Below are 26,336 nucleotides of genomic sequence, written 5' to 3' on the forward strand. Positions count from 1 at the left end.
CACATCTTGAACGGGCGACCGATATCGGGGACGTCGGTTGGTGCGCGGGGGCGCGCACGGCGACAGGGGACCAAGGGCCTCTTTGCGGTGGCATCGGGTGTGACGCTGCTGTTGGTCACGGCATGCGGCGGGGGAGGCGGCTCGGACGCGGGCGGCGACGGCAAGGGCGAGGCCGACAAGAACGCGCCGTCGACCGCCGTGGTGACGATAGCGCCCAAGGACGGCGCCGACTCGGTGGCCACCAGCGGCGCACTGAAGATAGCCGCCGACAAGGGCAAGCTGTCCGAGGTCAAGGTCCAGGACGGCAAGGGCAATCCGGTCCCGGGCAAGATCACCTCGGGCGGCGCGAGCTGGACGCCGGCGCATCACCTCGCCGCGTCCACGAAGTACAAGGTCCACGCGATAGCCAAGGACTCCGAGGGACGTGAGTCCGCCAAGGACACGTCGTTCACGACGCTGACGCCGAAGAACACCTTCATGGGCCAGTTCACGCCGGAGGACGGTTCGAAGGTCGGCGTGGGAATGCCGTTCTCGGTCAACTTCACGCGCGGCATCACCGACCCGGAGGCCGTCGAGAAGGCCATCGAGGTCAAGACCGAGCCGTCCGTGCCGGTCGAGCCGCACTGGTTCGGCAACGACCGCATCGACTTCCGGCCCGAGAAGTACTGGAAGGCGGGGACCGAGGTCACCGTCAAGCTCAACCTCGACGGTGTCGAGGGCCGGCCCGGCGTCTACGGCAAGCAGGCCAAGACCCTGAAGTTCACCGTCGGCCGCAGCCAGGTCTCCACCGTCGACGCCAAGTCCCACCAGATGAAGGTCGTCCGGGACGGCAAGCAGATCAAGAAGATCCCGATCACCGCGGGCGCACCGGGCACGACGACGTACAACGGCCAGATGGTCATCAGCGAGAAGCTCAAGGTCACGCGCATGAACGGCGAGACCGTCGGCTTCGGCGGCGAGTACGACATCAAGGACGTGCCGAACGCGATGCGCCTGTCCACGTCGGGCACGTTCATCCACGGCAACTACTGGTCGGGCGGCGCCTTCGGCAACACGAACGCCAGCCACGGCTGCATAGGCCTGAGCGACGTGCGCGGCGGCTACAGCAAGAAGACGCCCGCCGGATGGTTCTTCGAGAACTCCCTCGTCGGTGACCTCGTGGTCGTGAAGAACTCGGCGGACAAGACGATCCAGCCCGAGAACGGCTACAACGGCTGGAACATGTCCTGGGAGAAGTGGAAGGCCTGAGCCTTCCGGTGCGGCCCGACCACCCGGCCGCATGTCGACGTCATGCGGGGCACGGCTAACGTGCCCCGCATGACATCTGTGCATCTCGAAGTCGCCGAGGGCGTCGGCACCATCCGCCTCGACCGCCCCCCGATGAACGCGCTCGACATCGCCCTTCAGGACCGGCTGAAAGAGCTGGCCGAAGAGGCGACCCGGCGCGACGACGTACGTGCCGTGATCATCTACGGCGGCGAGAAGGTGTTCGCGGCGGGCGCGGACATCAAGGAGATGCAGGCGATGGACCACGCGGCGATGGTCGTGCGGTCCAAGGCCCTGCAGGACTCCTTCACCGCCGTCGCCCGCATCCCCAAGCCCGTCGTCGCCGCCGTCACCGGTTACGCGCTCGGCGGCGGCTGCGAGCTGGCGCTCTGCGCCGACTTCCGCATCGCCGCCGACAACGCCAAGCTCGGCCAGCCGGAGATCCTGCTCGGCCTGATCCCCGGCGCGGGCGGCACCCAGCGCCTGTCCCGTCTGGTCGGCCCGTCCAAGGCCAAGGACCTCATCTTCACCGGCCGCATGGTCAAGGCCGACGAAGCGCTCGCCCTCGGCCTCGTGGACCGCGTCGTGCCCGCCGCCGAGGTGTACGAGCAGGCGCGCCAATGGGCGGCGCGGCTCGCGCAGGGGCCCGCGCTCGCGCTGCGCGCCGCCAAGGAGGCGGTGGACGCGGGCCTGGAGACGGACATCGACACGGGGCTCGCGATCGAGCGCACCTGGTTCGCGGGTCTTTTCGCCACCGAGGACCGCGAGCGGGGCATGCGCAGCTTCGTCGAGGAGGGTCCCGGCAAGGCCAAGTTCCTCTGAAACGGCACCCGAAGTTCCGCTGTAACGCCATCAGTTGAGGGCGCGTCAGCCAAAGTGTCCCCCGAAGGAGCGGATTATGCGCGACTTAAGAGAACCTTAAGCCTGCCTCCTTCGCGGCCCTAAGTGATCACTCGTAAGCGGGCAGTCATCGCAGGTCAGACGGGGTGTCGCAGGGACTTCTCTGCCTCTGGCATATGCCTACCCGGCCCCCCGGAACGGATGATTCCGGGGGGCTTATTCCGTCGGAACGGCCCCGGAACGCGCTCTGTGCGGCCATGATGGGGGGCATGGCGGGGCTGGAGGGTATCGAACAGCCGCGGCGACACGGGAGTGCGACCGCGGCGCGCTGGTCGCCGGCGGTCGAGGACGAACACGCGCTGAAGGCGCTGGAGTTGTTCGGTAATCCGACGGACGCGGAGGTTCCGCTGCCGTCGCGCCCGGAGTCTGCCGCCATCGCGCGCAGGCTCACCCAGGTCGTGGTGCTCCGGCACTGGGGTCTGTCCCCGAAGCTGACCGAAGACGCGGTGCTCCTCACCTCCGAACTGGTCGGCAACGCCGTGCGGCACACCGGCGCCCGCGTCTTCGGGCTGCGGATGATGCGGCGGCGCGGCTGGATCAGGATCGAGGTGCGTGACCCCTCGCGCGGGCTGCCCTGTCTGATGCCCGTCCAGGAACTCGACCTCAGTGGCCGCGGCCTCTTCCTGGTCGACAAGCTCTCCGACCGGTGGGGCGTGGATCTGCTGCCGCGCGGCAAGACGACGTGGTTCGAGATGCGGGTCGCCGACCGCTGACGTGGCTGGCTCGACTGGCGCGGTTGACTCGACTGACTCGACTGACGAAAAACGCGAAAGCCCCCGGTCGCCGTTTGAGGCGCTGCGGGGGCTTTCGCGGGGGCGCCGCGGACGAAGGGGTGTGGTCCACGGCGCTGATGACGACCTGAGCCCGGGTCAATGGGGGTCGTGGCTTCGACTATGGCAGACGGGCGCCGACGATCCAAAAGTCCCTATCCGGTCATGCGGGTACAAAACGTGACACTTTCAAAGTGAATCCTTGGTGAGCTGGGACACCTGCCTGGTAAACGCTGGTTAAGTTCAGGCTGTGGCAGGTGTTCCGCAAGCGGCATAGAGGGGCATCGGAGCCTCCGCGCCCCCGACCCGCAGGGTTCACGTGCGGGCAATCAGCGGCTTTTGCCTGCTTTTCCCATTAAATGGTCGCGTGATCGAGACTGACCGCCGCGGAGCCCTGCGCGCGGGCGCCGGACTGGCCGCCGCGGGCGCGCTCACCGCAGGCTGCTCCGCCTTCGGATCCGCCCCCGCAGCGCACCGGGCCGCACCCGACGCCCGACGCCCCGCCGCGCAAACCCCCCGCGCCGCCCCCGCACCCCGCCGCTTCCCCGGCCTGCCCGACCAGATCGCGCACAGCCCCCGCCAGCGCCCCCAGGTCGCCCTCACCTTCCACGGCCAGGGCGACCCGGCCATCGCGCGCTCCCTGCTCACCATCGCCGAGAAGGCGGACGCCAGGATCACCGTCCTCGCCGTCGGCAGCTGGCTCGACGAACACCCCGAGCTCGCCCGCCGCATCCTCGACGGCGGCCACGACCTCGGCAACCACACCCACCACCACCGCACCATCAACGAAATGCCCGAGGCCGACGCCTACGCGGAGATCACCGGCTGCGCGGACCGGCTGCGCCGCCTCACCGGATCCATCGGCACCTGGTTCCGCCCCTCGCGCGCCGAGACCGCGACCCCGCTCGTCGCCCGCCTCGCCCACCGCGCGGGCTACCCGCACGTCCTCTCGTACGACGTCGACTCCCTCGACTTCACCTCGCCGGGCGCCCAGGCCGTCACCCGCAAGGTCGCGTCGGAGGTGCGTCCGGGCTCCGTGGTGAGCATGCACTTCGGGTACGCGGACACGGTCGCCGCGCTCCCCGCCGTCCTTCAAGCCCTCGACCGGCGCGGCCTGCGCGCGGTGACGACCACGGAGTTGCTGACCTGATGACCCTGCACCTGAACCTCACCCAGCGCACCGGGGCGCTCTTCGCCGCGGGCGCCGTCGTGGCCGCCGCGCTCGCCGGCTGCGGCAGCGGCGACCACCGCGAGGACGAAGCCCTCGGCACCGAGGGCATCCAGAAACCCGCCGAGCGCAAGGCGGCGCCGGGCCTCCCCGGCATGCCACCGGTCCTCGACCCCAAGGACGTCTACGCGGCCGACCGCCCGAACAAGCTCTCCCCGGTGGTCAAGGACTTCCCCTCCCGGATCTACGTTCCCAACACCAACTCCAACACGGTCTCGGTCATCGACCCCGAGAAGTACGAAGTGATCGACACGATCGACGTGGGGATCCAGCCCCAGCACGTCGTCCCCTCCTGGGACCTGAAGACGCTCTGGGTCAACAACAACCGGGGACACACGCTCACCCCCATCGACCCCAAGACGGGCAAGGCGGGCAAGCCGGTCGACGTGCACGACCCGTACAACCTCTACTTCACGCCCAACGGCAAGTACGCGATCGTGATGGCCTCGATGGACCGCGAGCTCGTCTTCCGCGACCCGCACACCATGAAGGAGCTCAAGACCGAACCGGTCAGCTGCTACGGCGTCAACCACGCCGACTTCTCCGCGGACGGCCGCTACTTCATCGTCTCCTGCGAGTTCTCGGGAGAGCTGTTGAAGGTCGACACGGAGAAAATGAAGGTCGTCGGCCAGCAGAAGCTGCCCTTCGAGGGCGCCATGCCGCAGGACGTGAAGGTCTCGCCCGACGGCAAGACCTTCTACGTGGCCGACATGATGGCCAACGGCATGTGGGTCCTGAGCGGCGACAAGTTCGACAAGCCGAGACTTCTGCCCACCGGCAAGGGCACGCACGGTCTGTACGTCAGCCGGGACTCACGCGAGATGTACGTGTCCAACCGAGGCGAGGGAACCATCTCCGTCTTCGACTTCCCCAAGAACAAACTGACCAAGAAATGGAAGCTCCCCCAGGGCGGCAGCCCCGACATGGGCGGGGTGTCGGCGGACGGCAACACCCTCTGGCTGTCCGGCCGTTACGACTCAGAGGTGTACGCCATCGACACCCGCACCGGAGTGCAGACGGCCCGCATCCCGGTGGGCGGCGGCCCGCACGGCCTCGCGGTGTACCCGCAGCCCGGCCGCTACTCGCTCGGGCACACGGGGATCTTCCGCTGAGTAATACGGCTCAGTAGTACAACGGTTGACCACCCCGGCCACCGGGCACGAGAAGGGCAGATCCACCTGCACTCCCTCTGCCGCTCAGGAGGCTGCCCGTGCTCAAAGGCATCGACGTCAGCTCGCACCAGTCCACCTTCGACACGGACGGCATCTCCTTCGTGATCATAAAGTCGACGGAGGGCCGTTCGTACGTCAACCCAAGACTGACGGCACAGACGAAGCGGGCGCGGGACGGCGGCTGCGTGGTCGGCTTCTACCACTTCCTGTGGCCGGGGAACATCACGGCCCAGGCGGAGTACTTCGTCAGCAAGACCCCTGAGAAATCAGGGGACTTGCTGGCAGCGGACTGGGAGTGGACGGGCGAGCACACGCGCGCGAGCAACGCGGAGAAGGACCGGTTCATCCGGGAGGTGAAGCGGCTGAGGCCCGACCACCGCGTGATCTTGTATACGAACCGCGATTTCTGGCTGAACCACGACACCACGTCCTACGCGGGCGACGCCCTATGGATCGCCGACTACGTCACGGCGGGCAAGCCCCGCATCCAGGCGAAGTGGCGGATCCATCAGTACACGTCGTCGCCGCTGGACAAGAATGTCGCGGATTTCGCGAGCGAGGACGCGCTGCGGGACTGGGCCAAGCCGTAGCCGTCCCGCGCGCGGCCTCTCGTGTCGCGGTCAGGCGCGCCAGTCCGGCGTCCGCTCCTTGGACGCCGAGTCCAGCGCCTTGCGGATCGCGTCCGCGTCCGCCGCGAGGCCGTAGACCGGGGTGCCCGGCTGCTGGCGCCACGATTCGTCCTGGCCGCCCGTGTCGACGGTGTCGAAGCCGATCTCGTCGATGAGGTCGCGTACGACCTTCTTGGCGGCCTCGTCGTCGCCGGACACCGGAAGGGCCACGCGGCCGGGCGTGCCCTTGGGCTGGGGCTTGTCGAGGATGTCCTGGGCGTAGGTGCCGTTGAAGGCCTTGATCACCGGGTGGCCGATCTGCCGCTCGGTCCAGCGGCTCTCGGTCAGGCCCTCCTCGATCTCGGCGATCTTCCCGTCGCGCTGCTGCGGGTAGTAGTTGCCGGTGTCGATGACGGCGAAGCCGTCCGCCGCACCGTCGAGGAAGCCCGACGGCAGGTTCGGTACGGCCTTCAGGGGGATCGTCACGACGACCACCTGGGCGCCGCGCGCGGCCTCCTCGACCGTCACCGGCGTCGCGCCGGTCTCCTCGGCGAGGGCGGTCAGGGTCTGCGGGCCACGGGAGTTCGCGACGGAGACGTCGTGGCCGATGGCCGTGAGACGGCGGGTGAGGTTGCCGCCGATGTTGCCCGCGCCGATGATGCCGATCTTCATGACTGACCCTTCCGGGGGTTGGTGCGCCGGTGTCGTAGCGGAGCCAACCTCCGGAACGGGTGAGGTATTCCGGGCCGGGTGTATCCGGCCGGGTGTATCCGGCCGGCTGGATCGGCCTGCCTCAGAGTTTCACCGCGATCTTGCCGATGTGAGTATTGATCTCCCTCGGGCGGTGCGCGTCCTGGACGTGGTCCGGCCGCCCGATGTGTGACGAGGGGCACAGGAACTCGTCGGGGAGTGCGGAGAGGTACGTGGTGTGAGGCCTACTGAACTGGGAGATGGCATCCATGCACGTATCCGGGCAGGTGAGCGCGAGGCGTTCGGTGAGTTGTACGAGGCGTACGCGCGGACGGTCTACAACCACGCGCTGCGGCTGACCGGCGACTGGTCGACCGCCGAGGAGGTCATGTCCGAGACCTTCCTCGCGGCCTGGCGCACCCGTGACCGGCTCGAACCGGACGGCGGTTCGCTCAAGCCGTGGCTGCTCGGCATCGCGACGCACAAGGCGCAGAACGCCAACCGCAGCCTGCGCAGGCGGCTGTCCTTCCTGTCCCGTCAGCCGGATCCGCCCCAAGTGGCGGACTTCGCCGAGGAGTCGGCGGGGCGGATGGACGACGCGCGGCGGCTCGCGGCCGTGCACGGTGCGCTGCGCAGGCTGCGGCGGCAGGAGCGTGAGGTGCTCGTGCTGTGCGTGTGGTCCGGGCTCGACTACGCGCAGGCCGCCGAGGCGCTCGGCGTTCCGGTCGGCACGGTGCGCTCGCGGCTCTCGCGGGCCCGTGGGCGGCTGCGGCGGCTCAGCGAGGGCGGTACGGGAGAAATGAAGGACGTGACGGAACCTCTCCGTGGCCGCGGAGAGGTAGAGAGTGAGGCCGCGTTCGCGGCCCTGCCCCTGCGGGAGGAATTCCGATGAACGCCGCCACCCCGTCCCGGGGAGAGGCCGAGGCCGCCGAACTGGCTCGCCTGCTGCCGGAGTCGGGCGAAGACGAGTGGGAACTTCCGCCGGGGCGTCACCTCCATCACAAGGACGTCCTGATGCAGCAGATCGACCACGACACGGACCGTGCGCAGCCGGTCCCCGTCACCCCCACACCCCTCCACCACCGGTTGCTGCGCCCCGCGGTCCTGATGCCGGCGGCCGCCGCGCTCGTGGTGGGCGGGATCCTGGCCGCCACGCTGCCCTCCGGCGACGACGCAGGAGGGGTCCGTGACATGAGCTCCGGGCGGGGCGCCACCTCCGGTGCGAGCGTCACGCTCGACCGGATCGCGACCGCGTCCCTGAAGGCCGATACGCAGCGGGTGAAGGACGGCCAGTTCGTCTACGTACGCAGCCTGGTCCAGGAGAACCAGGGCGAGTTCAACGGCAAGATGAAGCTCGGTGCTCCGTTCGAGCGGCAGGTCTGGATGTCGCAGAACTCCGCCCCCGTCACGGCCATCGGCACGATCCGGGAGAGCGGAAAGGGTGCGTCGATGCCCGGCCAGGATCTGCCCATAGAGGCATCCGCCGTGGACGGTTCCCCTGACTCCGGAGCCATCCCGGAGGGGCCGGACCGGCCCACGTACAACTGGCTCGCCTCGCTGCCCACCGACCCCGACGCCCTGCTGAAGAAGCTGTACGCGCAGACGCGGGTGAGCGACGAGAGGGAGACGAAGGCGCAGGCGGTCTTCGACAGGATCGGCGACCTGCTCGCCGAGACGATCATGCCGCCGGAGAACGCCGCGGCTTTCTACAAGGCCGTCGCGAAGCTCCCCGGTGTGACCGAGGTGCCCGACGCGGTGGACGCGGCAGGCCGCCACGGGATCGGCATCACCCTCGACGAGTCGTCGTACGCGACGCGCAGTGAATGGATCTTCGACAAGAAGTCCCTGGCCTACCTCGGCTACCGCGGCTACATGACCAAGGACCACAAGCCGGGTGGCAAGCCGGGCGAGAAGGGCAATCCCGAAGTGCTCGCCGGCAGCGCCGCGGTCCTTGAGCGCGCCGTCGTCGATCAGCGCGGGATGGAGCCGGAGTCCACCAGCCGTCGCGGCTGATCGCGGCTCGTCCGTATCGCGGGCACGGCCCGCAGCAGCAGGAAGAGCAGCAGCCCGAAGGGGGAGAGGAGGATCGTCAGGACCAGGAGCGGCCCCATCACCAGCGGATGGATGCCGATCCGGCGTGCCTCGCGGTACATCCACTGTCCGATCAGCAGGTCCCAGGCGATGACCTGGGCCCAGATGGCGCCCGCCCCGTTGGCGAGGACGAGCAGTTCGCGGAATCCGTCGATGTCCGGGCTGCTGACGGCGGCCCAGAGTTCGGGGAGGACGGGCAGCGCCATGGCGGCATGGACGGCGAGGATCGGTAGGACGGTGAGGGGCGAGGCGGCGATGCGGGCCGTCGTCCGCCTCCCCGGCGCGAAGATCATCAGCAGCCAGACCGGGGCTGCCAGGTAGAAGGAGAGTTCGAAGAGGAATCCGGTCATGACACAAGCTCCTTGCGGTCGTCGCCCTCGTGGGCGCGGGTTGTCTGAACGGGGTGGGGCGTACGGCTGGTTGGCGCGCGCAGGGCTCCGTACGCAGCCGCAGCCGTGACGGCGATGACCAGGCCCGCAGCCGTGAGGGTCGCGCCGTCCGGGCGCAGGAGCGGCTGGCCGCGCAGGGCCTGCCAGGTGACCAGGGCGAAGGCGGCGGCGTACGCACCCGAGGCGACGAGTACGAGCCGCAGCCGCACCCGCTCGTCGGCCAGCAGGCCGAAGCGGGGGCGTGTCGCGAGCGCCGTCAGGGCCATGAGGAGCAGCGGAAGCAGTTGCAGCGCGTGCATGCCGACGAAGTGCGGGACGCGCAGATCGCCGCCGGTTCTCGACCAGCCGGTCAGCGGCATGGAGGGACCACCGTCCGGTACGCCGACGCTGTGGGCGCCGACGATCGGTGAGGAGCCGCGCTCCTGACCGGGCGTCGGCTGCGTCATCAGGAACCCGACGGCGGCCCCGGCGAGCGCGATGACGATCCCGCAGCGCATCGCCCAGGCGGACGCGCGGTCGGCGATCCGGGCGCGCAGCAGCAGGATCGCGATGAACAGGGTGCCCAGCCACAGGACGACGACGGTGACGGCCATGGCGTTGAACACGGCTTCGTCGAACGGGGTCCGATGGTTGAAGTGGCTGCGCTTCCCGCGCACCACCTGCCCGGTGATGAGCACCATCTCGCCGAGGCTCGCGAGGGCGACGACCGTGCCCGCCCACCGGCCCGCCAGTCGGCCGCGGTCGAGCAGCGACAGCATCCAGGCGAGCGAGAGTCCGTACGCGACGAACGAGACCGAGAACTTGAACGGCTTGAACCAGATCGGCGAGCCGACGAGTAAGCGGTCGTCGACGACCAGTCCGATGCCGGACACGACGGCGAGGGCTGCCATGGACGCGGAGAACGCCACGAGCGGCCGGTGCCACGAGCGCCATGAAGACACAGAAATCCCCCAGATTGTCTCTGTCGGCGAACACGCGAAAGCGCGAATACGTGAAAACGGGTCACACAAAAACGGATAGTGGCGCTGTCCGCTATCCGATAGCGCCACTATCTATGATGGGGGTCGGGGAGGGCAAGGGCGCGGCCGGTGACAGAGTGGCGAGCGGGGGCGCGAACAGGCGACTGGGCAGGAGAGTGGGCAGGCCGTGCGTATTGGCGAGTTGAGCCGCAGGACCGGTGTGCCGGTGCCGACGATCAAGTACTACGTCCGTGAAGGGCTGTTGCCGCCGGGCGAGTTGAGCAGCCCGAACCAGGCGCACTACGGCGAGCCGCACGAGCGCAGGCTGCGCCTCATCCGCGCGCTGCTCGACGTGGGCGGCCTGAAGGTGGCCGCGATCGCGGAGGTGCTCGCGGCGGTCGACGACCCCGCGCGCCCGCTGCACAAGGTGCTCGGCGCCGCGGCCGACCGGCTCGGTTCGGCGGGGGACGCCGACGACGACGCCGAGGCGGCGGCCGCGAACACGGCGGTCGAGGAACTGATCGCCCGCCGCGGCTGGCACACCCACGAGTCGAACCCCGCAGCGGCCGACCTGTCACGGGCCCTGGCCGCCATGAGCCGCGTCGGCCACGGCGCGTACACGGAAGTGCTCGACGACTACGCCGACGCCGCCGAAGTGGTCGCCCGCGCCGACCTCGGCTACGTGAACCGTCGGGTGGCGGTCGAGGACCTGGTGGAGAGCGTGGTGATCGGCACCGTGCTGGGGGAGGCGGTGTTCAACGCGATGCGGCGGCTGGCGCATGTGGACGCGTCGGCGCGGTTGTACGGGGACGCCGGGATGGGACGGCCTTCGAGCTGATCCACGAGCCCGCGCGCGGAGGTGTCGTTGTCCGCCCTCCGGCTCAACCGGGCGGCGTGACCGAAGACCACCGGCCGAACCACTGCTCGGCGTCGAACTCCTCGAACCGCTCCACCTCGGTGAACCCCAGCTTCTTCGCGAGGCGTAGCGAGCGGGCGTTGGCGATCTGGGTGCAGAGCACCACCGGCTCGCCGGGAAGCATGTCGGCGCACCAGCCGAGTGCCGCCGCGCACGCCTCCGCCGCGTACCCGCGTCCCCACGCGTCCGGCAGGAACATGTAGCCGAGCTCGGCTTCCAGGCCTTCCGGACGGAGGTGGCCCGGACGCTCCGCATCGCGTCGATCGAGCGTGATCGTGCCGATCATCGCTCCGTGGAGGTCGACCACGAACAGGCCGGGGCGCCGTCCGGGTATCTCAGGCGCGGCGCGTTCGAGCTCGGCACGCGGTCGAGGGCCTCCGAGGTGGGTGCGCACCTCCGGCGATGCGAACAGGTCGATGAACGCAGCGCGGTCTCGGGCTTCGGACTCGCGGAGCGCGAGCCTCTGGGTCCTCATCGGGGCAGGTGGCCAGCCGACGGGTCCGAGTTCTGCCATGGCGGGCAACCTATCGCACGTCAAGAACGGTGCGGCCGGGCACCGCACACGATCTTCGCGACGACGGAAGCCGCCCCCTGGGGAAGTGCTACTGATCGCGGGCCAGCAACCGGCCCAGGACGTCCTGGAGTTCGGTCTGTGCCACGCGTGCCGCCTCCTGCGCGTCCATCGCCTCGACCGCCCCTACCAGCGCGGCGTGGGCGGCGTCGCCGTGGGTCGGCTCCTGCGTGCGTACGTCGACCAGGTCGAGGAGGTTGAGCAGGCCCTCCCGCAGGACGGGGGCGAACTCCGCGAAGAGGTCCGTGAGGACGGGGTTGTGGGCCGCCGCCACCACCGCCGCGTGCAGGGCGATGTCGGCGTCGACGAAGGCGGCGTCGCTCGCCGAAGCGGTGGCCCTGCGGGCCTGGAGTGCGGTGCGCATGGCGGTGATGTCCTCGTCGGTGCGACGCATCGCCGCCAGCCGCGCCGCCTGCACCTCCAGCAGCATCCGCACCTCGTACACGTCCGACACCGCCGCCCGCCGCAGCCGCGTCGGCCAGTCCGCGACCGGCTGCGTGGCGATGACGAAGACGCCGGCGCCCTGCCGGGACTTGACCAGGCCCGCTCCGGCGAGGGAGCGCAGGGCCTCGCGGACGGTGGAGCGGCCGATGCCGAGCTCCTTGGCGAGGGTCGTCTCGCCGGGGAGTCTGCTGCCGATGGGCCAGTGGCCGCCGGTGATCTGCTCGCGCAGGCGCTCGGTGGCCTGTTCGACCAGGGGGCTGGGACGGAGCGAGCCGAGCGGCATCCGGGGGCCATACCTTTCGGGGTGGGCCCGGGGGGAGGCGGGCCTGTCTGAGGAGCGGGCGAGCGCGTGAGGTGCTTGTCCGAGGAGTGCTTGTCTGAGGAGCTGAGGTGTGGTTAGTGTAGCGACATGATCTTCTGCGGTCTCCTTCTTCTCGGCTGCCGCGGCGGGGCCTGAAGCGACCGGCACCCCGCCGCGGGGTGCCGTGCTGCCGGTCGGCCACCGACCGAGCCGAGGGATCACCGTGAAATCCCCTGCGTACCCGTGGAATCCGCAGCGCCCCAGCCCCATGCCGCACCACCGCTACCGCCCCTACCAGGACCGGGTCAACGTGCCCACCGCGGAACGCGGTTGGCCCGGCGCCCGCATCCAGCGCGCCCCCCTCTGGGTCCCCGTCGACCTGCGCGACGGCAACCAAGCACTCGCCGAGCCGATGGACCCCGCCCGCAAGCGCCGCTTCTTCGACCTGCTCGTCTCGATGGGCTTCAAGGAGATCGAGGTCGGCTATCCGTCGGCCAGCCGCGCCGACTTCGACTTCGTGCGCGACCTCGCCGCGCTCGGTGCGAGCGGCGGGATCCCCGACGACGTCAGCATCGTCGTCTTCACGCCCGCCAAGCCCGACCTCATCGACCGCACCTTCGCGTCGATCGAAGGGCTGCCCCGCGCGGTCGTGCACCTCTACATCCCCACCTCGCCCGTCTGGCGCGACGTCGTCCTCGGGCGCTCGCGCGCACAGGTGCGAGGCGTTGTCACGGAAGCCGCCACGCACATGGCCCGCCTGGCGGACGCGCGGCCGGGAGCCGACATCCGGTTCCAGTTCTCGCCGGAGACCTTCAACCTCACCGAGCCCGACTACGTACTCGAACTCTGCGACGCGCTCAGTGAGTTGTGGGAGGCCAGTCCCGACCGGCCCGTCACCCACAATCTCCCGGCCACCGTCGAGATCGCGACCCCGAACGTGTACGCCGACCAGATCGAGTACCTGCACCGCCACCTCGCCCGGCGCGCGTCCGTCATCCTCTCCGTGCACCCCCACAACGACCGTGGCACCGGCGTCGCCTGCGCCGAACTCGCCGTCCTGGCCGGGGCCCAGCGCGTCGAGGGCTGCCTCTTCGGCAACGGCGAGCGCACCGGCAACGTGGACCTGGTGACCCTCGCCCTGAACCTGTACGCCCAAGGCGTCGACCCCATGGTCGACTTCTCCGGCATCGACGCCGTGCGCGAGGTCGTCGAGCACTGCAACCGGCTGCCTGTGCACCCCCGCCACCCGTACGCGGGCGATCTCGTCCACACCGCCTTCTCCGGCACCCACCAGGACGCCATCAGCAAGGGTCTCGCCCATCACGCCCGCAGGGCGGCCGAGTTGGGGATCCCGGAGAGCCGGGCGCCGTGGGACGTGCCGTATCTGCCCATCGACCCCGCCGACATCGGCCGCTCGTACGAAGCGGTCATCCGCGTCAACTCCCAGTCGGGCAAGGGCGGAATGGCGTATCTGCTCCAGACCCGGCACGGCCTCGATCTGCCGCAGCGCATGCGGCCCGACTTCTCGCGCGTGGTGCAGGAGGCCACCGACGACAGCGGGCGGGAGGCCAGTGCCAAGGAGTTGTACGAGCTGTTCCGCGCGACCTACGTCGCCCCGGGGGAGGGTGGCGGCGACGTGGAGCTGAGTTCCTGGACCACCGACCGGGCCCCGGACGGCGCCCACCGCTTCGTCTGCACCCTCGAACTGGGCGATCGCACAGGGGACTTCGAAGGCGCGGGCAACGGCCCCCTCTCCGCCTTCGTCGAGGCGCTCGCCGCGGCCGGGATCACCGTCGACATCCTCGACTACTCCGAGCATGCCACCGGGGCGGGCGGCGGCAGCGAGGCCGTCGCGTACGCGGAGTGCCGGGTGGGCGACGCCGTCCGCTGGGGCGCGGGCGTGGACACCTCGGTCCTGACCGCCTCAGTGCAGGCCGTGCTCGCCGCCGTGAACCGGGCGGGGGCCGTCCGATGACCCCCGTGTTGCACGCCGACGACGTCACGGTCTTCCGCGACGGGCGCCCCATCCTCGAAGACGTCACCCTCACCGTCCGCCCCGGCGAGCACTGGGCGCTGCTCGGCGCGAACGGCGCGGGCAAGTCGACCCTGCTCGGCCTCTGCGGCGCCGTCACCCACCCCACGCACGGCACGGTCGAGGTGCTCGGCCGCCGCCTGGGCAGTGTCGACCTGCGCGAACTGCGGGCGTACGTCGGCCATGTGAACCCGCGCCATCCGCTCCGCTCGCCCCTGCGCGTACGCGACATCGTCCTGACCGGGCTCACCAACAGCGTGGAACCACTGCCCCGTTGGCGCCCCACGCCCGAGCAGGAGGAGCAGGCCGACCGTCTGATCGCCATGCTCGGCCTCGCCCACCGCACGGGCGCGCGCTGGCCCACGCTCTCCCAGGGCGAGCGCGGCCGGACCCTGATCGCGCGCTCGCTGATGCCAAGACCCCGGCTCGTCCTGCTCGACGAACCGGCCACCGGGCTCGACCTCGCGGGCCGCGAACGCCTTCTCGACAGCCTGGACACCCTGCGCGAGAGCCACCCCGAGCTCGCCACGGTCCTGGTCACGCACCACCTGGAGGAGCTCCCGGCCGGTACGACGCACGCGCTGCTGCTGCGCGACGGCCGCGTGCTCGCCTCCGGCGCCGTGGACGACGTACTGACCAGCGACCAGATCAGCAAGTGCTTCGACCATCCGGTGCGCATCGAGCGCACCGAGGGGCGGTGGAGCGTGCGGACCGCGCGGCGCGCCCCCTGACCGCGCGGAAGGGGCCCGGCGCGATCGCGCGCCGGGCCCCTTCCACGTGCGTACTCCCGCTACTTGTTCAGGCTCGCCCAGAACTCGTCGAAGGAGAGGCGCTTGTCCTTGTTGGTGTCCTTCGTGCCGATCACGGCCTCGGCCACCGGCTCGGTGACGTAGAAGTCCCCCATCTTCGCCATGGCCGACTTCCACTCGGCCGCCGTGATGAAGCCGTCGCCGTCCGCGTCGAACTGCTCGAACGTCTTGCGCGCTTCCTCGATGTCCGCCACCGGATCCACCCCTTCTTGGTGCACTACTGACGGGGGTTAGGGTATCGGCCGTCCGGGGACGCGATCACAAGGAGTACGCCCATGGCCAGCAGCCCTGCCACGCTCGGGTCGATCCTCGACGCGGCGGCGCACGGACGGTTCCCGCCGCCCGACGGCACCACCACCGTCGTGCCGCAGCCCAGCCACCGCGACGCGGGCGTGCTCGCCTTCACCGCGCACTCGGTGGTCTTCACGGACGAGGACCCGAAGTGGGTGCACGCCACCCTCGCCGCGCTCGACTGCGATCCGCTGGCCGCCACGATGAACCCCCTGTTCCTCGCCGCGTTCCTGGAGCGGACCGGCCGCGCGACGGACACCACCGACCTCCTGACCGTGGCAGCGGCCCTGCCGGGCGCACCCGAACCGGACCTCGGCCTCCGCGAGATCGACGACCCGGACCATCCCCGCGTGATGCGGGCCCGCAAGCGCCGCGACGACGTGCGGGTATGGGCCTGCGAAGGCGGCGGTGTCCTGGTGCTCGGGCGGGGGCTCGCGGGGCGCTGGGAGGCGGCGATCGAGGTCGCCGATGACGTACGACACCGGGGGCTCGGCAGGGCGCTCGCGCTCGCCGCCCGGCATCTGGTGCCCGGCGGGGCCCCGGTGTGGTCGCAGCAGTCCGCCGGGAACGCGCGCAGTGTGCGGGCCTTTCAGGCGGCGGGGTACCGGCCGGTGGGCGCGGAGGCCCTGTTCTTCGCACGGTGAGGGCCCGTGGTGCGCGACCCGCACCCTCACCCGGCCCTCTATAGGGTGGACGGCGTGCGAGTGCTGCTGGTCGAGGACGACGACAACCTACGGTTCGGGGTCGCCGCCGCGCTGCGCGCCGCCGGTCTCGCCGTCGACGAGACCGTGGACCTGCCGCAGGCCGACGAGGCGCTCTTCGTCACCGCCTACGACTGCGCCGTCTTCGACCGGATGCTGCCGTCCGGCGACGCCGCCGCCTACGTGGAGGAGCTGCGCCGCACCGGCCGGACGGTCCCCGTGCTCTTCCTGACCGCGCGCGACACCGTCGCCGACCGCGTCGACGGGTTCGCCAGCGGGGGCGACGACTACCTGGTCAAGCCGTTCGCCGTGCCCGAACTGGTCGCCAGGGTGCGCAGCCTGTGCCGCAGGGCCGGGGTCGTGCGCCCGCCGGTCCACCGCGTCGCCGACGTCGAGATCGACACCGCGCGCAGGCTGGTACGCCGCGGGGGTCTGCTGCTCACGCTCACCAGCAGGGAGTTCGCCGTGCTCGAGGTCCTCGCGGCGCGGGCCGACCAGGCGGTGTCCCGCGCCGAGCTCATCGAGAGCTGCTGGGACGAGATGACCGAGCCGCAGTCCAACGTCCTGGAGGTGCTCGTCTCGCAGCTGCGCCGCAAGCTGGGGGATCCGCCGCTGATCCGTACCGTGCGCGGGGTCGGCTACCGCTTGGCCCCCCAAGGCGCATGACGTCACGACCGCTCACTCCCACCGCGCGCGTACGCAGGCTGCGTCTGCGCATCACAGCGCTGTTCGCCCTGACCAGCGCGGTGGGCCTGATCGGCATGGCGGTGTTCGCCGTCCAGAGCGACGACCGGCGGTGGCGCCAGCAGCTCGACCAGACGATGAGCCAGGACACCAGCTGGGCGATCGGGCTCCTCGTGACGGACGAGGACGACCGCCTCGACGCGCGGGAGCTGGCCGAGACGATGGGCACGGGGTGCCCGCCCCTGACGGTCCTCTCGGTGCCGCGGGCGAAGGGCGCGGACCTCCACGTCGACCACGCGCCGCGCCACCCCTGCCTCACCGTCGGCGCCGCCGCCGTACGGGCCGCGGGGGAGGCCGCGGTGCGGGCCGAGGACACGGCGGCGTCGGACCGCCGCACGACGGACGGCCGTCCCGTACGACTCCTGTCCGAGCCTTTCTACGCTCCTGACGCGGGGGAGGGTGAAGGCCCGCAGGGCGCCATCGTCACGATGACCGGGACGTCCGACCAGCGTGCCGATCACCGCCGCCTGCTGTGGCTGGTGGCGGCGGCCTGCGCCGTCCTGATCTGCCTCTCGGCGGCGGTGGGCCACCTGCTCTCCGGCCGCGCGATCCGGCCCGCGCTCGCGGCCCTGCGCCAGCAGGAGGCGTTCCTCGCCGATGCCGCGCACGACCTGCGTACGCCGGCCGCCTCGCTGCGTACGCTCGCCGAGACCGCGCTGCGCGGCGAGACGGACCGTACGGATGTCCTGCGCCGTACGTTGCGTCTGGCGGACGGGATGGGCGGGCTCGTCGACGGGCTGCTGACGCGGGCCAGGCTGATGTCCGGTGTGGCGCTGGAGCGGGAGCCCCTGCGGCTCGACCAGCTGGTGGAGGGGGTCGTCGACGACACCCCGGCGGCGGGGCACCGGGTCTCCGTCGAGACCGAGGTCGCCGTGGTGGTGGCCGACCCCGACCTGGTCCGCAGAGCGGTGGCGAACCTCCTCGGCAACGCGTTCGCCCACGGCCATGCGCCGGGTGAGCCCGCGGACGTCCGTGTCACCGTCACGCGCGACGGCACGGTCACGGTCGAGGACGCGGGCCCCGGGTTGCCGCCCCACGTGGCGAAGTCCCTCTTCGACCGCTTCCGCAGGGGTTCCGGCTCCGGGTCGGCGGGGCTTGGGCTCTCCATCGCCGCGTGGGTGGCGCATGCGCACGGGGGTGCGTTGGCTGTGCTGCCGGGGGAGGGGGGCGGCGCCCGCTTCGCCCTGAAACTCCCCCCTGCGGTGGGGTCAGCCCTCACCCACCCCTGAGCAGCAGCCCCCCTCGCCGAACGAGCCTCTCCCACCCACCCGCCCGTTTGCCCCGCGGCACCCCCTGACCGAACAAGCTTTCCCGCCCACCCACCCGATTGCCGGCGCACGTGAGGGGACATACCGGCGCGGCTCCCCCCCCAAGACGGACCCCGCCCCTCATCAAATCCTCAGCATCACCCAGGCAAGGTGAGCGACCAGAACCGATCTTGGGAGCACCGTTGAACCCCGCCGCCCGCCGCCGCCCCCCTCTCTTCCTCGCCCTCGCCCTCGCCCTCCTCGGAGCCGCCACCCTCACCGGCTGCTCCGGCGCAGCCGACCCCGCAGCCACCCCCGCCGAGCTGAAGCCCTTCTACACGCAGCAGCTGAAGTGGAAGCACTGCGGTGACCTCGAATGCGCCCGGCTGACCGTCCCCCGCGACTACTCCCACCCGGAGAACGGCAAGACCTTCGTCCTGCCGGTGGCCAAGGCCGCCACCGCCGACCGGGGCCGGCGCATCGGGTCGCTCGTCTACAACCCGGGTGGTCCCGGCGCCGGCGGCGTGGACGACATCACGTCGGACGGCGGCGCATCGTTCGGCGCCAAGGTGCGCGCCCGCTTCGACATCGTCTCCTTCGATCCGCGAGGCGTAGGCGGCAGCAAGCCCGCCGTGAAGTGCGCGGAGGAAGCGAAGGAGGGCGAAGACAGTGCGGCTGAGCCGCTCTATCCGCGGACCACCGACGACCGCGCCCGCACCCTCGCCGCAGCCCGCGCCACCGCCGCGGCCTGCGCGAAGGACAGCGGCGGCATCCTGCGGCAGGTCGGCACGGAGGACGCGGCCCGCGACATGGACGTACTGCGCGCGGCCCTCGGCGACTCGAAACTCACTTATCTGGGGTGGTCGTACGGAACGAGCCTCGGCACCTCCTACGCCGAACTCTTCCCCCGCCGCGTCCGCGCACTGGCCCTGGACGGCGCAGTCGACCCCTCCCTCGGCTGGCAGGAACGTGCCGTGAGCCAGGCCGTGGGGTTCCGCAGGGCCGTGGACGACTACGCCGAGTACTGCGCGGACGTCGCGGGAGACAGCTGCCCCGGCCGCACGCCCGACGAGATATCCGAGCTGATCGACGGTCTCTACGAGCAGGCGGCAAGCGAACCGCTGCCGGCCGACGGCGACGAGTACGGCGTCGACGCGCGGACGCTGCTCGACGTCGTCACCGCCGCGATGTACACGCCGGAGGACGAGTGGGAGGGCCTGTCGGAGGCCCTGAGCGACGCGGACCGAGGCGACGGCACCAAACTGGCGGCCCTGGCGTCCGCCGACGAACCCACCACCACGGACACCCACCACCGTCGGACACGGGGCGCCGACACCGACAACAGCGACGCCGCCATCGTCGCCGTGAGCTGCCTGGACACCCCGCACCCCCGGAGCGCCCGCCCCTACTGGAACGCCCTGGCCCCCGCCGACAAGGCGGCAGGCGTCTACGGCACCACCAGCGTCACCGACGAACTCACCTGCGAGGACTGGCCCACAGACACCCAGCACCCCCACAAGACCCACAAGGTCCACGCACCCGGCGTCCCCCCGGTCCTGGTGATCGGCACCACCGGCGACCCTGCCACCCCGTACGAGGAGGCCGAGAGCCTGGCGGACCAGTTCCCCGGCGGCATGCTCCTGACCTACGAGGGCCTGGGCCACACCGCGTACGGCCGCAGCAACGCCTGCGTCACGAAGGCCGTCGACGCCTACCTCACCGACCTGAAGCCGGTCCGCCCCGACGCCACCTGCTGACGGAGGCGCGGGGATCAGAGGCTCAGCACTCGATGATGTTCACCGCGAGCCCGCCCCGCGCCGTCTCCTTGTACTTCACGCTCATGTCCGCCCCGGTCTCCTTCATGGTCTTGATGACCTTGTCGAGGGACACCTTGTGGTTGCCGTCACCGCGCATCGCCATCTTCGCCGCGGTCACGGCCTTCACCGCCGCCATGCCGTTGCGCTCGATGCACGGGATCTGGACGAGCCCGCCGACCGGGTCGCAGGTCAGGCCGAGGTTGTGCTCCATGCCGATCTCGGCCGCGTTCTCGACCTTCTCGGGGCTGCCGCCGAGCACCTCGGCGAAGGCGCCCGCCGCCATCGAGCAGGCGGAGCCGACCTCGCCCTGGCAGCCGACCTCGGCGCCGGAGATCGAGGCGTTCTCCTTGAAGAGCATGCCGATCGCGCCCGCGGCGAGGAGGAAGCGGACCACGCCGTCCTCCCGCTCCTCCTGGGTGGACCCGCCGGCCACGAAGTTCATGTAGTAGTGCAGGACCGCGGGGATGATGCCCGCGGCGCCGTTCGTCGGGGCGGTCACGACACGGCCGCCCGCGGCGTTCTCCTCGTTCACGGCCATCGCGTAGAGCGTGATCCACTCCATGGCGCGGGCCTGCGGATCGCCCTCGGCGCGCAGCTGGCGTGCCGAGTTGGCCGCGCGGCGGCGGACCTTGAGGCCGCCCGGCAGGATGCCCTCGCGGGACATGCCGCGCGACACGCACGCCTGCATCACGCGCCAGATGTCCAGCAGACCCTCGCGGATCTCCGCCTCGGTGCGCCAGGCCTTCTCGTTCTCCAGCATCAGCGCGGAGATGGAGAGGCCGGTCTCCTCGGCCAGGCGCAGCAGCTCGTCGCCGGTGCGGAAGGGGTGCTTGAGGACCGTGTCGTCCGGCACGACCGGGTTCTCGCCGGCCACCGCGTCCTCGTCGACGACGAAGCCGCCGCCCACGGAGTAGTACGTCTTCTCCAGGACGAGGGCGCCCTCACGGTCGTACGCGAAGATCGTCATGCCGTTGGCGTGGTACGGCAGGGCCTTGCGGCGGTGCAGGACCAGGTCCTCGTCGAAGTCGAAGTCGATCTCGTGCATGCCGAGGAGGTTGATGCGGCCGCCCGATTTGATCTCCTCGACACGGGCGTCGGCCGACTCGACGTCCACCGTGCGCGGCGACTCGCCCTCCAGGCCGAGCAGGACGGCCTTGGGGGTGCCGTGGCCGTGGCCCGTCGCGCCGAGGGAGCCGTAGAGCTCGGCCCGTATGGCGGTGGTGTGGGCCATCAGGCCCTCGTTCTTGAGGCGGCTCGCGAAGATGCGGGCGGCGCGCATGGGACCGACCGTGTGGGAGCTGGACGGGCCGATGCCGATCGAGAACAGGTCGAAGACCGAGAGGGCCACGAGAAACTCCAATGGTGGTTGGTAGACGCCGTTGTCTGCCGGGGTGGTGCAGAGAACTACGAAAAGCTGGGCATGAGCCGGGGCACCGCACTCACTGTCTTCACTGTCCAGTGTGCGCGGTGCCCCGAAGATTCGTACGAAGTAAAGCGTACGAAACTGCTACAGGTTGGGGTACAGGGGGTGCTTCGCCGCCAAGGCCGAGACCCGGGCCTTGAGCGATTCCGTGTCCACGTCGCCCGGCTTCAGCGCCTCGGCGATGACGTCGGCGACCTCACGGAAGTCGTCCTCCTGGAAGCCACGGGTCGCGAGCGCGGGCGTACCGATCCGCAGGCCCGAGGTGACCATCGGGGGGCGCGGGTCGTTCGGGACCGCGTTGCGGTTGACCGTGATGCCGACCTCGTGGAGGCGGTCCTCGGCCTGCTGGCCGTCCAGCTCGGAGTTGCGCAGGTCCACCAGGACCAGGTGCACGTCCGTGCCGCCGGACAGGACGTCGACGCCGACGGCCTTCGCGTCGTCCCGCACCAGGCGCTCGGCCAGGATGCGGGCGCCGTCCAGGGTGCGCTGCTGGCGCTCCTTGAACTCCTCGGAGGCCGCGATCTTGAAGGAGACGGCCTTGGCCGCGATCACGTGCTCCAGGGGGCCGCCCTGGAAGCCGGGGAAGACCGCGGAGTTCAGCTTCTTGGCGAACTCCTTGCTGCGGGCCAGGATGATGCCGCCGCGCGGGCCGCCGAGCGTCTTGTGCGTGGTGGAGGTGACCACGTCCGCGAACGGCACCGGGTTGGGGTGCAGGCCCGCGGCGACGAGCCCGGCGAAGTGCGCCATGTCGACCCACAGGTACGCGCCGACCTCGTCGGCGATCCGGCGGAACTCGGCGAAGTCCAGCTGACGCGGGTAGGCGGACCAGCCCGCGATGATGACCTTGGGGCTGCTCTCCTTGGCCAGGCGCTCGACCTCGGCCATGTCGATCAGACCGGCCTCGTCGACGTGGTACGGGACCACGTTGAACTGCTTGCCGGAGAAGTTCAGGCGCATGCCGTGGGTGAGGTGGCCGCCGTGCGCCAGGTCCAGGCCCAGGATCGTGTCGCCGGGCTTGGCGATCGCGAAGAGGGCGGCCTGGTTGGCGGAGGCACCGGAGTGCGGCTGGACGTTGGCGTACTCGGCGCCGAACAGCTCCTTGAGCCGGTCGATCGCGATCTGCTCGGCCACGTCGACGTGCTCGCAGCCGCCGTAGTAGCGGCGGCCGGGGTAGCCCTCGGCGTACTTGTTGGTGAGGACCGTGCCCTGGGCCTCCATGACGGCGACCGGAGCGAAGTTCTCCGAGGCGATCATTTCCAGGGTGGACTGCTGGCGGTGGAGCTCGGCGTCGACGGCGGCGGCGACGTCCGGGTCCAGCTCGTGGAGAGGGGTGTTGAGAAGCGACATCAGGTGGTCCCTAGGGGTCTTCGGGGGGCTTCAGCTGCCGGAGAACTCGGTGTACTCGTCCGCGGAGAGCAGGTCCTTCGGCTCCTCCGAGACGCGCACCTTGAAGAGCCAACCACCCTCGAACGGGGCGGAGTTGACCAGCGAGGGGTCGTCCACGACGTCCTGGTTCGACTCGACGACCTCGCCGGTCACCGGCGAATACAGGTCGCTGACCGACTTGGTCGACTCGAGCTCGCCGCACGTCTCGCCCGCGGTCACCGCGGCGCCGGCCTCGGGAAGGTCGGCGTAGACGACGTCACCGAGCGCGTTGGCGGCGTGCTCGGTGATACCGACCGTCGCCACACCGTCCTCGGTGGCCGAGAGCCACTCGTGCTCCTTGCTGTAACGCAGTTGCTGGGGGTTGCTCATGACCTGAATTCTCCTGTACGCGGGGGAGTGCTGGTGGACGAGGCTGCTGTGCGGGGTGTCACTTCTGGCGCTTGTAGAACGGCAGAGCCACGACCTCGTAGGGCTCGTGCGTGCCGCGGATGTCCACGCCCACGCCCTCGGTGCCGGGGGCCGCGTGCGCCGCGTCGACGTACGCGATGGCGATCGGCTTGCCCAGCGTCGGGGACGGGGCGCCGGAGGTGACCTCGCCGATGACCCTGCCGTCGGCGACCACGGAGAAGCCCGCGCGCGGGATGCGACGGCCCTCGGCGATCAGGCCCACCAGCTTGCGCGGGGGAGCGGTCTCGGCGCGCTCGGCGGCGGCCGCGAGCGCCGCGCGCCCCACGAAGGTGTCGGACTGCGAGGTCTTCTCGAACTTCACGACCCGGCCCAGGCCCGCGTCGAAGGGCGTGAGCCCGGCAGTCAGCTCGTGCCCGTACAGCGGCATGCCCGCCTCCAGGCGCAGGGTGTCGCGGCAGGAGAGCCCGGCGGGGATCAGGCCGACGGGCTCGCCCGCCGCCATCAGCGCGCCCCAGAGCTTCTCGGCGTCGCCGGGCGCGACGAAGAGCTCGAAGCCGTCCTCGCCGGTGTAGCCCGTGCGGGCGATCAGCGCGGGGACACCGGCGACCGTGCCGGGCAGGCCCGCGTAGTACTTCAGGCCGTCCAGGTCCGCGTCCGTGACTGACTTCAGGATGCCGGGGGACTCGGGACCCTGGACGGCGAGCAGCGCGTACGCGTCGCGGTCGTCACGGACCTCCGCGTCGAAGCCCTCGGCGCGGGCGGTGAGCGCGTCCAGCACGACCTGCGCGTTCGAGGCGTTGGCGACGACCATGTACTGGGGGGCCTCGGCCTCGGCCTCGCTGAGCCGGTAGACGATCAGGTCGTCCAGGATCCCGCCGTCCTCGGCACAGATCATCGTGTAGCGGGCGCGGCCGACACCGATGGAGCCGATGTTGCCGACCAGCGCGAAGTTCAGGAAGTCCACGGCCTGGGGACCAGAGACCGTGATCTCGCCCATGTGGGAGAGGTCGAAGAGACCGGCCTTGGTGCGGACGGCGACGTGCTCGTCGCGCTCGCTGCCGTACCGGAGCGGCATGTCCCAGCCCGCGAAGTCGGTCATGGTCGCGCCGAGCGCACGGTGCACGGCATCGAGGGCAGTCAGACGGGGGGCGGTGCTCATACGTGGAACTCCCAGGGCATGACGGGCGAGGTCGATCCTCCCCATCTGTCATCGGAACCTGAGAGGTTCACCACGACCCGCTCGTATAAGGGGCCATGACTTGCACCTTGGGTGGAGCCGCAGGAGCGGCCCGCTTTTCAGATGTGCCTCGCCCGCGCGGTACGGGGCCTGAGAGATTCAAGGGAGGGACTTGCTCCTTCGGCGCCCCGGTGCGTCGATACGACGGTGACCGGGAACTCTCCCGCGCGGATTCAAACGGCCTGTATGGAGTTTGCGGGCACATCATTGCACGGGCTCGCGTCACAGGGCAGTGCCGGTCGAGTAATGCCCTTGTGCCGCATTACCTTCTCTTTACACTTGCCGGGGAAGCTGCGGGAAGCAGGTACGTGACCGCTATGGGGAGGCCGATCACGGTGCGCAGGACGAGTGTCTACGCGACCAACACAGGGGTGGCCCTGCCCAAACAGGCCGCCGCCCCCACCAGGGAGAGCTGCGGCCCCCTGCCGGTGGCCATAGTCCGCGACCTGCGGCAGCGGACCGGCCACAGCCCGCACCGGCTCATGTTCGGTGACGGCGACCTGATCGTCGTCTCCGGCCTGCCGGGCAGCGGCAAGTCCACGCTGATGCGCAGGGCCGTGGCGGGCCCGCGCATCGACTCGCAGGACACCCGCGACCGCTGGGCCAGGCGCATGCCGGGCCTGCTGCCGTACGCGGTGTACCGCCCCCTGGTCCGCCTCGCGCACTACGCGGGGCTGCGCAAAGCCCTGCGCTCCGGCGAGAGCGTCGTGGTGCACGACTGCGGCACCCAGGCCTGGGTGCGCCGCTGGCTGGCCCGCGAGGCCGCGCGGCGCGGCACGGCGCTGCACCTGCTGCTGCTCGACGTGCCGCCGGACACCGCCATGGATGGCCAGCTTTCGCGGGGGCGCGGGGTGTCGAGGTACGCCTTCGCGCGCCACCGCAGGACGATCGGCCGCCTGGTCGGCGCCGCCGAGCGGGGCGACCTGCCGCGCGGCTGCGGCTCGGCGGTGCTGCTCGACCGGACGGCGGCGGGCGTGCTGCGGGGGATCGGCTTCGGAGGCTGAGCCGACGGTCGCCACGTTAGGGTCGTGCCGCACGCAGAGCGGGACCGAGCAGGGGTTACGAACGATGGACATTCCGGCGCAGGCGCACGCCCATCCTTACGGAGGATGGCCGGGCAACGAACTCGAAGAGGTGCTCGCGGCAGCCCTCGGCACGCCCGGGGCGGCCCCGGCGTCCGCGGGGGCCCGCATAGTCGAGGTGCTCGGCCGCAGCCACATCTGGATCCCGCTGCCGAACGGCGGGGGCCCCGACACCGGCACCCTGGACCTGCCCACGATGGAGATCGACGGCCAGGCCTACGTGCCCGTGTTCAGCTCCCAGCAGCAGTTCCAGCAGGCCACCGGCGGCCGGATGGGCTGCACCGTGGCGCCCGCCGTGGAGTTCGCGCGCGGCCTCCCCCCGCAGCTGGGCATCGCGGTCAACCCGGACGGCACGATCGGGGTCCCGCTGCCGCCGCCGGCCGTCGCCGAGCTCTGCCGGGCGGGGCGCACCCCGCTGGACGGACCCGCGAGCGGCGGTCGCGTACGCCTCTTCGAGCCGGACTGGCAGGAGGACCCGGTGGACTTCCTGGCCGCCGCCGCCCGGGAGTTCGAGGCCACCGGGGTCGTCCTGAGCGCCCGCCGCTGCCTGGCGAGCGTCGAGGGGGAGGACCCCACGCTCTTCGTCGGGGTCGAACTGACCTCCTGGGAGGGCAACGCGCGCGAGCTGCCGATGGAGGCCGTGGGCCGGGCCCTTGGCCACGCGCCGGTGGCCTGGCCGGTGAACCTGGTGCTGCTCGACGTCGCCCAGGATCCGGTCGGCGACTGGCTGCGCGAGCGGGTCCGCCCCTTCTTCGGCCAGGCCGCCGGACACGGGCACGGACACGAGCACGGACACGGACACGGACACGAGCACGGACACGCGTAAGGACATGTGCAGGTACGTGTGTGAGGGT

At 70.9% G+C, this 26,336-nt stretch carries 27 protein-coding genes and 1 riboswitch; of the genes, 17 read left to right on the top strand and 10 right to left on the bottom strand.

Going from position 1 to position 26,336, the window contains the following annotated elements; genetic code table 11:
* Positions 1–6: 6 nt before the first annotated feature.
* The 6 genes from ACFUPX_RS05625 to ACFUPX_RS05650 all read left to right on the top strand — a co-directional run bounded on the left by ACFUPX_RS05625 (position 7) and on the right by ACFUPX_RS05650 (position 5,926).
* Positions 7–1,248, top strand: coding sequence for an Ig-like domain-containing protein (locus ACFUPX_RS05625; RefSeq protein ID WP_383316494.1), 1,242 nt, complete (start codon positions 7–9; stop codon positions 1,246–1,248).
* 69 nt (positions 1,249–1,317) lie between these two features.
* On the top strand, positions 1,318–2,088 hold the full coding sequence (locus ACFUPX_RS05630) for an enoyl-CoA hydratase/isomerase family protein (protein WP_383316497.1): 771 nt from the start codon (positions 1,318–1,320) through the stop codon (positions 2,086–2,088).
* Between the two features lie 287 nt (positions 2,089–2,375).
* Positions 2,376–2,879, top strand: coding sequence for an ATP-binding protein (locus tag ACFUPX_RS05635; RefSeq protein ID WP_249587637.1), 504 nt, complete (start codon positions 2,376–2,378; stop codon positions 2,877–2,879).
* 424 nt (positions 2,880–3,303) lie between these two features.
* Positions 3,304–4,086: a polysaccharide deacetylase family protein gene (locus ACFUPX_RS05640; protein ID WP_383316502.1), complete on the top strand. Its 783-nt coding sequence runs from the start codon at positions 3,304–3,306 to the stop codon at positions 4,084–4,086.
* Positions 4,086–5,276, top strand: coding sequence for a YncE family protein (locus ACFUPX_RS05645; protein WP_383316505.1), 1,191 nt, complete (start codon positions 4,086–4,088; stop codon positions 5,274–5,276). The genes ACFUPX_RS05640 and ACFUPX_RS05645 overlap by 1 nt, the downstream gene beginning before the upstream one ends.
* A gap of 98 nt (positions 5,277–5,374) precedes the next feature.
* On the top strand, positions 5,375–5,926 hold the full coding sequence (locus ACFUPX_RS05650; protein WP_383316508.1) for a glycoside hydrolase family 25 protein: 552 nt from the start codon (positions 5,375–5,377) through the stop codon (positions 5,924–5,926).
* 30 nt (positions 5,927–5,956) lie between these two features.
* Here ACFUPX_RS05650 and ACFUPX_RS05655 read toward each other — a convergent pair whose 3' ends face one another.
* Positions 5,957–6,616 (bottom strand): NADPH-dependent F420 reductase, encoded by a 660-nt coding sequence (locus ACFUPX_RS05655; RefSeq protein WP_383316511.1) that lies wholly within the window; start codon positions 6,614–6,616, stop codon positions 5,957–5,959.
* A gap of 256 nt (positions 6,617–6,872) precedes the next feature.
* Between ACFUPX_RS05655 and ACFUPX_RS05660 the strand changes: the two genes are divergently transcribed.
* A complete protein-coding gene (locus tag ACFUPX_RS05660; RefSeq protein ID WP_383316515.1) occupies positions 6,873–7,526 on the top strand; it encodes an RNA polymerase sigma factor in 654 nt (217 codons plus the stop codon).
* A complete protein-coding gene (locus ACFUPX_RS05665) occupies positions 7,523–8,647 on the top strand; it encodes a CU044_5270 family protein (protein WP_383316518.1) in 1,125 nt (374 codons plus the stop codon). Before ACFUPX_RS05660 ends, ACFUPX_RS05665 begins: the two co-directional genes overlap by 4 nt.
* On the opposite strand, the gene ACFUPX_RS05670 is transcribed toward ACFUPX_RS05665, so the two are convergent.
* Complete coding sequence (locus ACFUPX_RS05670) at positions 8,605–9,075, bottom strand: ABA4-like family protein (protein ID WP_383316521.1); 471 nt, start codon at positions 9,073–9,075, stop codon at positions 8,605–8,607. The genes ACFUPX_RS05665 and ACFUPX_RS05670 overlap by 43 nt on opposite strands.
* Positions 9,072–10,004 (bottom strand): hypothetical protein, encoded by a 933-nt coding sequence (locus ACFUPX_RS05675; protein ID WP_383316984.1) that lies wholly within the window; start codon positions 10,002–10,004, stop codon positions 9,072–9,074. The genes ACFUPX_RS05670 and ACFUPX_RS05675 overlap by 4 nt, the downstream gene beginning before the upstream one ends.
* Positions 10,005–10,260: 256 nt before the next feature.
* Here ACFUPX_RS05675 and ACFUPX_RS05680 point away from each other — a divergent pair, with 256 nt between their 5' ends.
* Complete coding sequence (locus tag ACFUPX_RS05680; RefSeq protein ID WP_383316524.1) at positions 10,261–10,911, top strand: MerR family transcriptional regulator; 651 nt, start codon at positions 10,261–10,263, stop codon at positions 10,909–10,911.
* 43 nt (positions 10,912–10,954) lie between these two features.
* Here ACFUPX_RS05680 and ACFUPX_RS05685 read toward each other — a convergent pair whose 3' ends face one another.
* On the bottom strand, positions 10,955–11,503 hold the full coding sequence (locus tag ACFUPX_RS05685; RefSeq protein WP_383316528.1) for a GNAT family N-acetyltransferase: 549 nt from the start codon (positions 11,501–11,503) through the stop codon (positions 10,955–10,957).
* Positions 11,504–11,591: 88 nt separating this feature from the next.
* Positions 11,592–12,287: a FadR/GntR family transcriptional regulator gene (locus ACFUPX_RS05690; protein ID WP_383316531.1), complete on the bottom strand. Its 696-nt coding sequence runs from the start codon at positions 12,285–12,287 to the stop codon at positions 11,592–11,594.
* A gap of 286 nt (positions 12,288–12,573) precedes the next feature.
* Between ACFUPX_RS05690 and leuA the strand changes: the two genes are divergently transcribed.
* Both leuA and ACFUPX_RS05700 read left to right on the top strand, forming a co-directional pair.
* Positions 12,574–14,280, top strand: coding sequence for a 2-isopropylmalate synthase (leuA, locus tag ACFUPX_RS05695; RefSeq protein WP_383316987.1), 1,707 nt, complete (start codon positions 12,574–12,576; stop codon positions 14,278–14,280).
* A complete protein-coding gene (locus tag ACFUPX_RS05700) occupies positions 14,277–15,068 on the top strand; it encodes an ABC transporter ATP-binding protein (RefSeq protein WP_383316534.1) in 792 nt (263 codons plus the stop codon). The genes leuA and ACFUPX_RS05700 overlap by 4 nt, the downstream gene beginning before the upstream one ends.
* Before the next feature lie 59 nt (positions 15,069–15,127).
* On the opposite strand, the gene ACFUPX_RS05705 is transcribed toward ACFUPX_RS05700, so the two are convergent.
* Entirely contained in the window at positions 15,128–15,340 is a 213-nt protein-coding gene (locus tag ACFUPX_RS05705) for an EF-hand domain-containing protein (protein WP_383316537.1), read from the bottom strand.
* A gap of 81 nt (positions 15,341–15,421) precedes the next feature.
* Between ACFUPX_RS05705 and ACFUPX_RS05710 the strand changes: the two genes are divergently transcribed.
* The 4 genes from ACFUPX_RS05710 (at position 15,422) to ACFUPX_RS05725 (ending at position 19,886) form a co-directional block, all read left to right on the top strand.
* On the top strand, positions 15,422–16,081 hold the full coding sequence (locus ACFUPX_RS05710) for a GNAT family N-acetyltransferase (protein WP_383316540.1): 660 nt from the start codon (positions 15,422–15,424) through the stop codon (positions 16,079–16,081).
* Positions 16,082–16,141: 60 nt separating this feature from the next.
* Positions 16,142–16,804, top strand: coding sequence for a response regulator transcription factor (locus tag ACFUPX_RS05715; RefSeq protein WP_383316989.1), 663 nt, complete (start codon positions 16,142–16,144; stop codon positions 16,802–16,804).
* Positions 16,801–18,111, top strand: a complete 1,311-nt coding sequence (locus tag ACFUPX_RS05720) for a sensor histidine kinase (protein WP_383316544.1) — start codon at positions 16,801–16,803, stop codon at positions 18,109–18,111. The genes ACFUPX_RS05715 and ACFUPX_RS05720 overlap by 4 nt, the downstream gene beginning before the upstream one ends.
* Positions 18,112–18,332: 221 nt before the next feature.
* The gene (locus ACFUPX_RS05725; protein WP_383316547.1) at positions 18,333–19,886 is read left to right on the top strand and encodes an alpha/beta hydrolase; all 1,554 of its coding nucleotides are present in this window, start codon (positions 18,333–18,335) and stop codon (positions 19,884–19,886) included.
* A gap of 22 nt (positions 19,887–19,908) precedes the next feature.
* Here ACFUPX_RS05725 and ACFUPX_RS05730 read toward each other — a convergent pair whose 3' ends face one another.
* The 4 genes from ACFUPX_RS05730 to gcvT all read right to left on the bottom strand — a co-directional run bounded on the left by ACFUPX_RS05730 (position 19,909) and on the right by gcvT (position 24,322).
* On the bottom strand, positions 19,909–21,294 hold the full coding sequence (locus tag ACFUPX_RS05730; protein WP_383316992.1) for an L-serine ammonia-lyase: 1,386 nt from the start codon (positions 21,292–21,294) through the stop codon (positions 19,909–19,911).
* Between the two features lie 159 nt (positions 21,295–21,453).
* Positions 21,454–22,716 carry a serine hydroxymethyltransferase gene (gene glyA / locus ACFUPX_RS05735; protein ID WP_383316550.1) on the bottom strand — a complete coding sequence of 421 codons (1,263 nt, stop codon included), beginning with the start codon at positions 22,714–22,716 and terminating at the stop codon, positions 21,454–21,456.
* A 30-nt stretch (positions 22,717–22,746) separates the two neighbouring features.
* Positions 22,747–23,124 (bottom strand): glycine cleavage system protein GcvH, encoded by a 378-nt coding sequence (gene gcvH, locus ACFUPX_RS05740; protein ID WP_383316553.1) that lies wholly within the window; start codon positions 23,122–23,124, stop codon positions 22,747–22,749.
* A 58-nt stretch (positions 23,125–23,182) separates the two neighbouring features.
* Positions 23,183–24,322: a glycine cleavage system aminomethyltransferase GcvT gene (gene gcvT, locus ACFUPX_RS05745; protein WP_383316556.1), complete on the bottom strand. Its 1,140-nt coding sequence runs from the start codon at positions 24,320–24,322 to the stop codon at positions 23,183–23,185.
* A 147-nt stretch (positions 24,323–24,469) separates the two neighbouring features.
* A riboswitch (glycine riboswitch) is annotated at positions 24,470–24,576 on the bottom strand.
* Between the two features lie 153 nt (positions 24,577–24,729).
* On the opposite strand from gcvT, the gene ACFUPX_RS05750 reads away from it, so the two are divergent.
* Together ACFUPX_RS05750 and ACFUPX_RS05755 are read left to right on the top strand one after the other, a co-directional pair.
* Positions 24,730–25,404, top strand: a complete 675-nt coding sequence (locus ACFUPX_RS05750; protein WP_383316995.1) for an AAA family ATPase — start codon at positions 24,730–24,732, stop codon at positions 25,402–25,404.
* 64 nt (positions 25,405–25,468) lie between these two features.
* Positions 25,469–26,308 (top strand): enhanced serine sensitivity protein SseB, encoded by an 840-nt coding sequence (locus ACFUPX_RS05755; protein ID WP_383316559.1) that lies wholly within the window; start codon positions 25,469–25,471, stop codon positions 26,306–26,308.
* Positions 26,309–26,336: the final 28 nt, after the last annotated feature.

Origin of the sequence: Streptomyces sp. NPDC057302 (assembly GCF_042667685.1) — a bacterium.
Lineage (GTDB): Bacteria > Actinomycetota > Actinomycetes > Streptomycetales > Streptomycetaceae > Streptomyces.

Coding starts and splice junctions, on each gene's coding strand:
- ACFUPX_RS05675 (WP_383316984.1), bottom strand. CDS start 10,004: ATGGCAGCCCTCGCCGTCGTGTCCGGCATCGGACTGGTCGTCGACGAC.
- leuA (WP_383316987.1), top strand. CDS start 12,574: ATGCCGCACCACCGCTACCGCCCCTACCAGGACCGGGTCAACGTGCCC.
- ACFUPX_RS05665 (WP_383316518.1), top strand. CDS start 7,523: ATGAACGCCGCCACCCCGTCCCGGGGAGAGGCCGAGGCCGCCGAACTG.
- ACFUPX_RS05755 (WP_383316559.1), top strand. CDS start 25,469: ATGGACATTCCGGCGCAGGCGCACGCCCATCCTTACGGAGGATGGCCG.
- ACFUPX_RS05670 (WP_383316521.1), bottom strand. CDS start 9,075: ATGACCGGATTCCTCTTCGAACTCTCCTTCTACCTGGCAGCCCCGGTC.
- ACFUPX_RS05720 (WP_383316544.1), top strand. CDS start 16,801: ATGACGTCACGACCGCTCACTCCCACCGCGCGCGTACGCAGGCTGCGT.
- ACFUPX_RS05655 (WP_383316511.1), bottom strand. CDS start 6,616: ATGAAGATCGGCATCATCGGCGCGGGCAACATCGGCGGCAACCTCACC.
- ACFUPX_RS05710 (WP_383316540.1), top strand. CDS start 15,422: ATGGCCAGCAGCCCTGCCACGCTCGGGTCGATCCTCGACGCGGCGGCG.
- ACFUPX_RS05645 (WP_383316505.1), top strand. CDS start 4,086: ATGACCCTGCACCTGAACCTCACCCAGCGCACCGGGGCGCTCTTCGCC.
- ACFUPX_RS05700 (WP_383316534.1), top strand. CDS start 14,277: ATGACCCCCGTGTTGCACGCCGACGACGTCACGGTCTTCCGCGACGGG.
- gcvH (WP_383316553.1), bottom strand. CDS start 23,124: ATGAGCAACCCCCAGCAACTGCGTTACAGCAAGGAGCACGAGTGGCTC.
- gcvT (WP_383316556.1), bottom strand. CDS start 24,322: ATGAGCACCGCCCCCCGTCTGACTGCCCTCGATGCCGTGCACCGTGCG.
- glyA (WP_383316550.1), bottom strand. CDS start 22,716: ATGTCGCTTCTCAACACCCCTCTCCACGAGCTGGACCCGGACGTCGCC.
- ACFUPX_RS05685 (WP_383316528.1), bottom strand. CDS start 11,503: ATGGCAGAACTCGGACCCGTCGGCTGGCCACCTGCCCCGATGAGGACC.
- ACFUPX_RS05630 (WP_383316497.1), top strand. CDS start 1,318: ATGACATCTGTGCATCTCGAAGTCGCCGAGGGCGTCGGCACCATCCGC.
- ACFUPX_RS05635 (WP_249587637.1), top strand. CDS start 2,376: ATGGCGGGGCTGGAGGGTATCGAACAGCCGCGGCGACACGGGAGTGCG.
- ACFUPX_RS05690 (WP_383316531.1), bottom strand. CDS start 12,287: ATGCCGCTCGGCTCGCTCCGTCCCAGCCCCCTGGTCGAACAGGCCACC.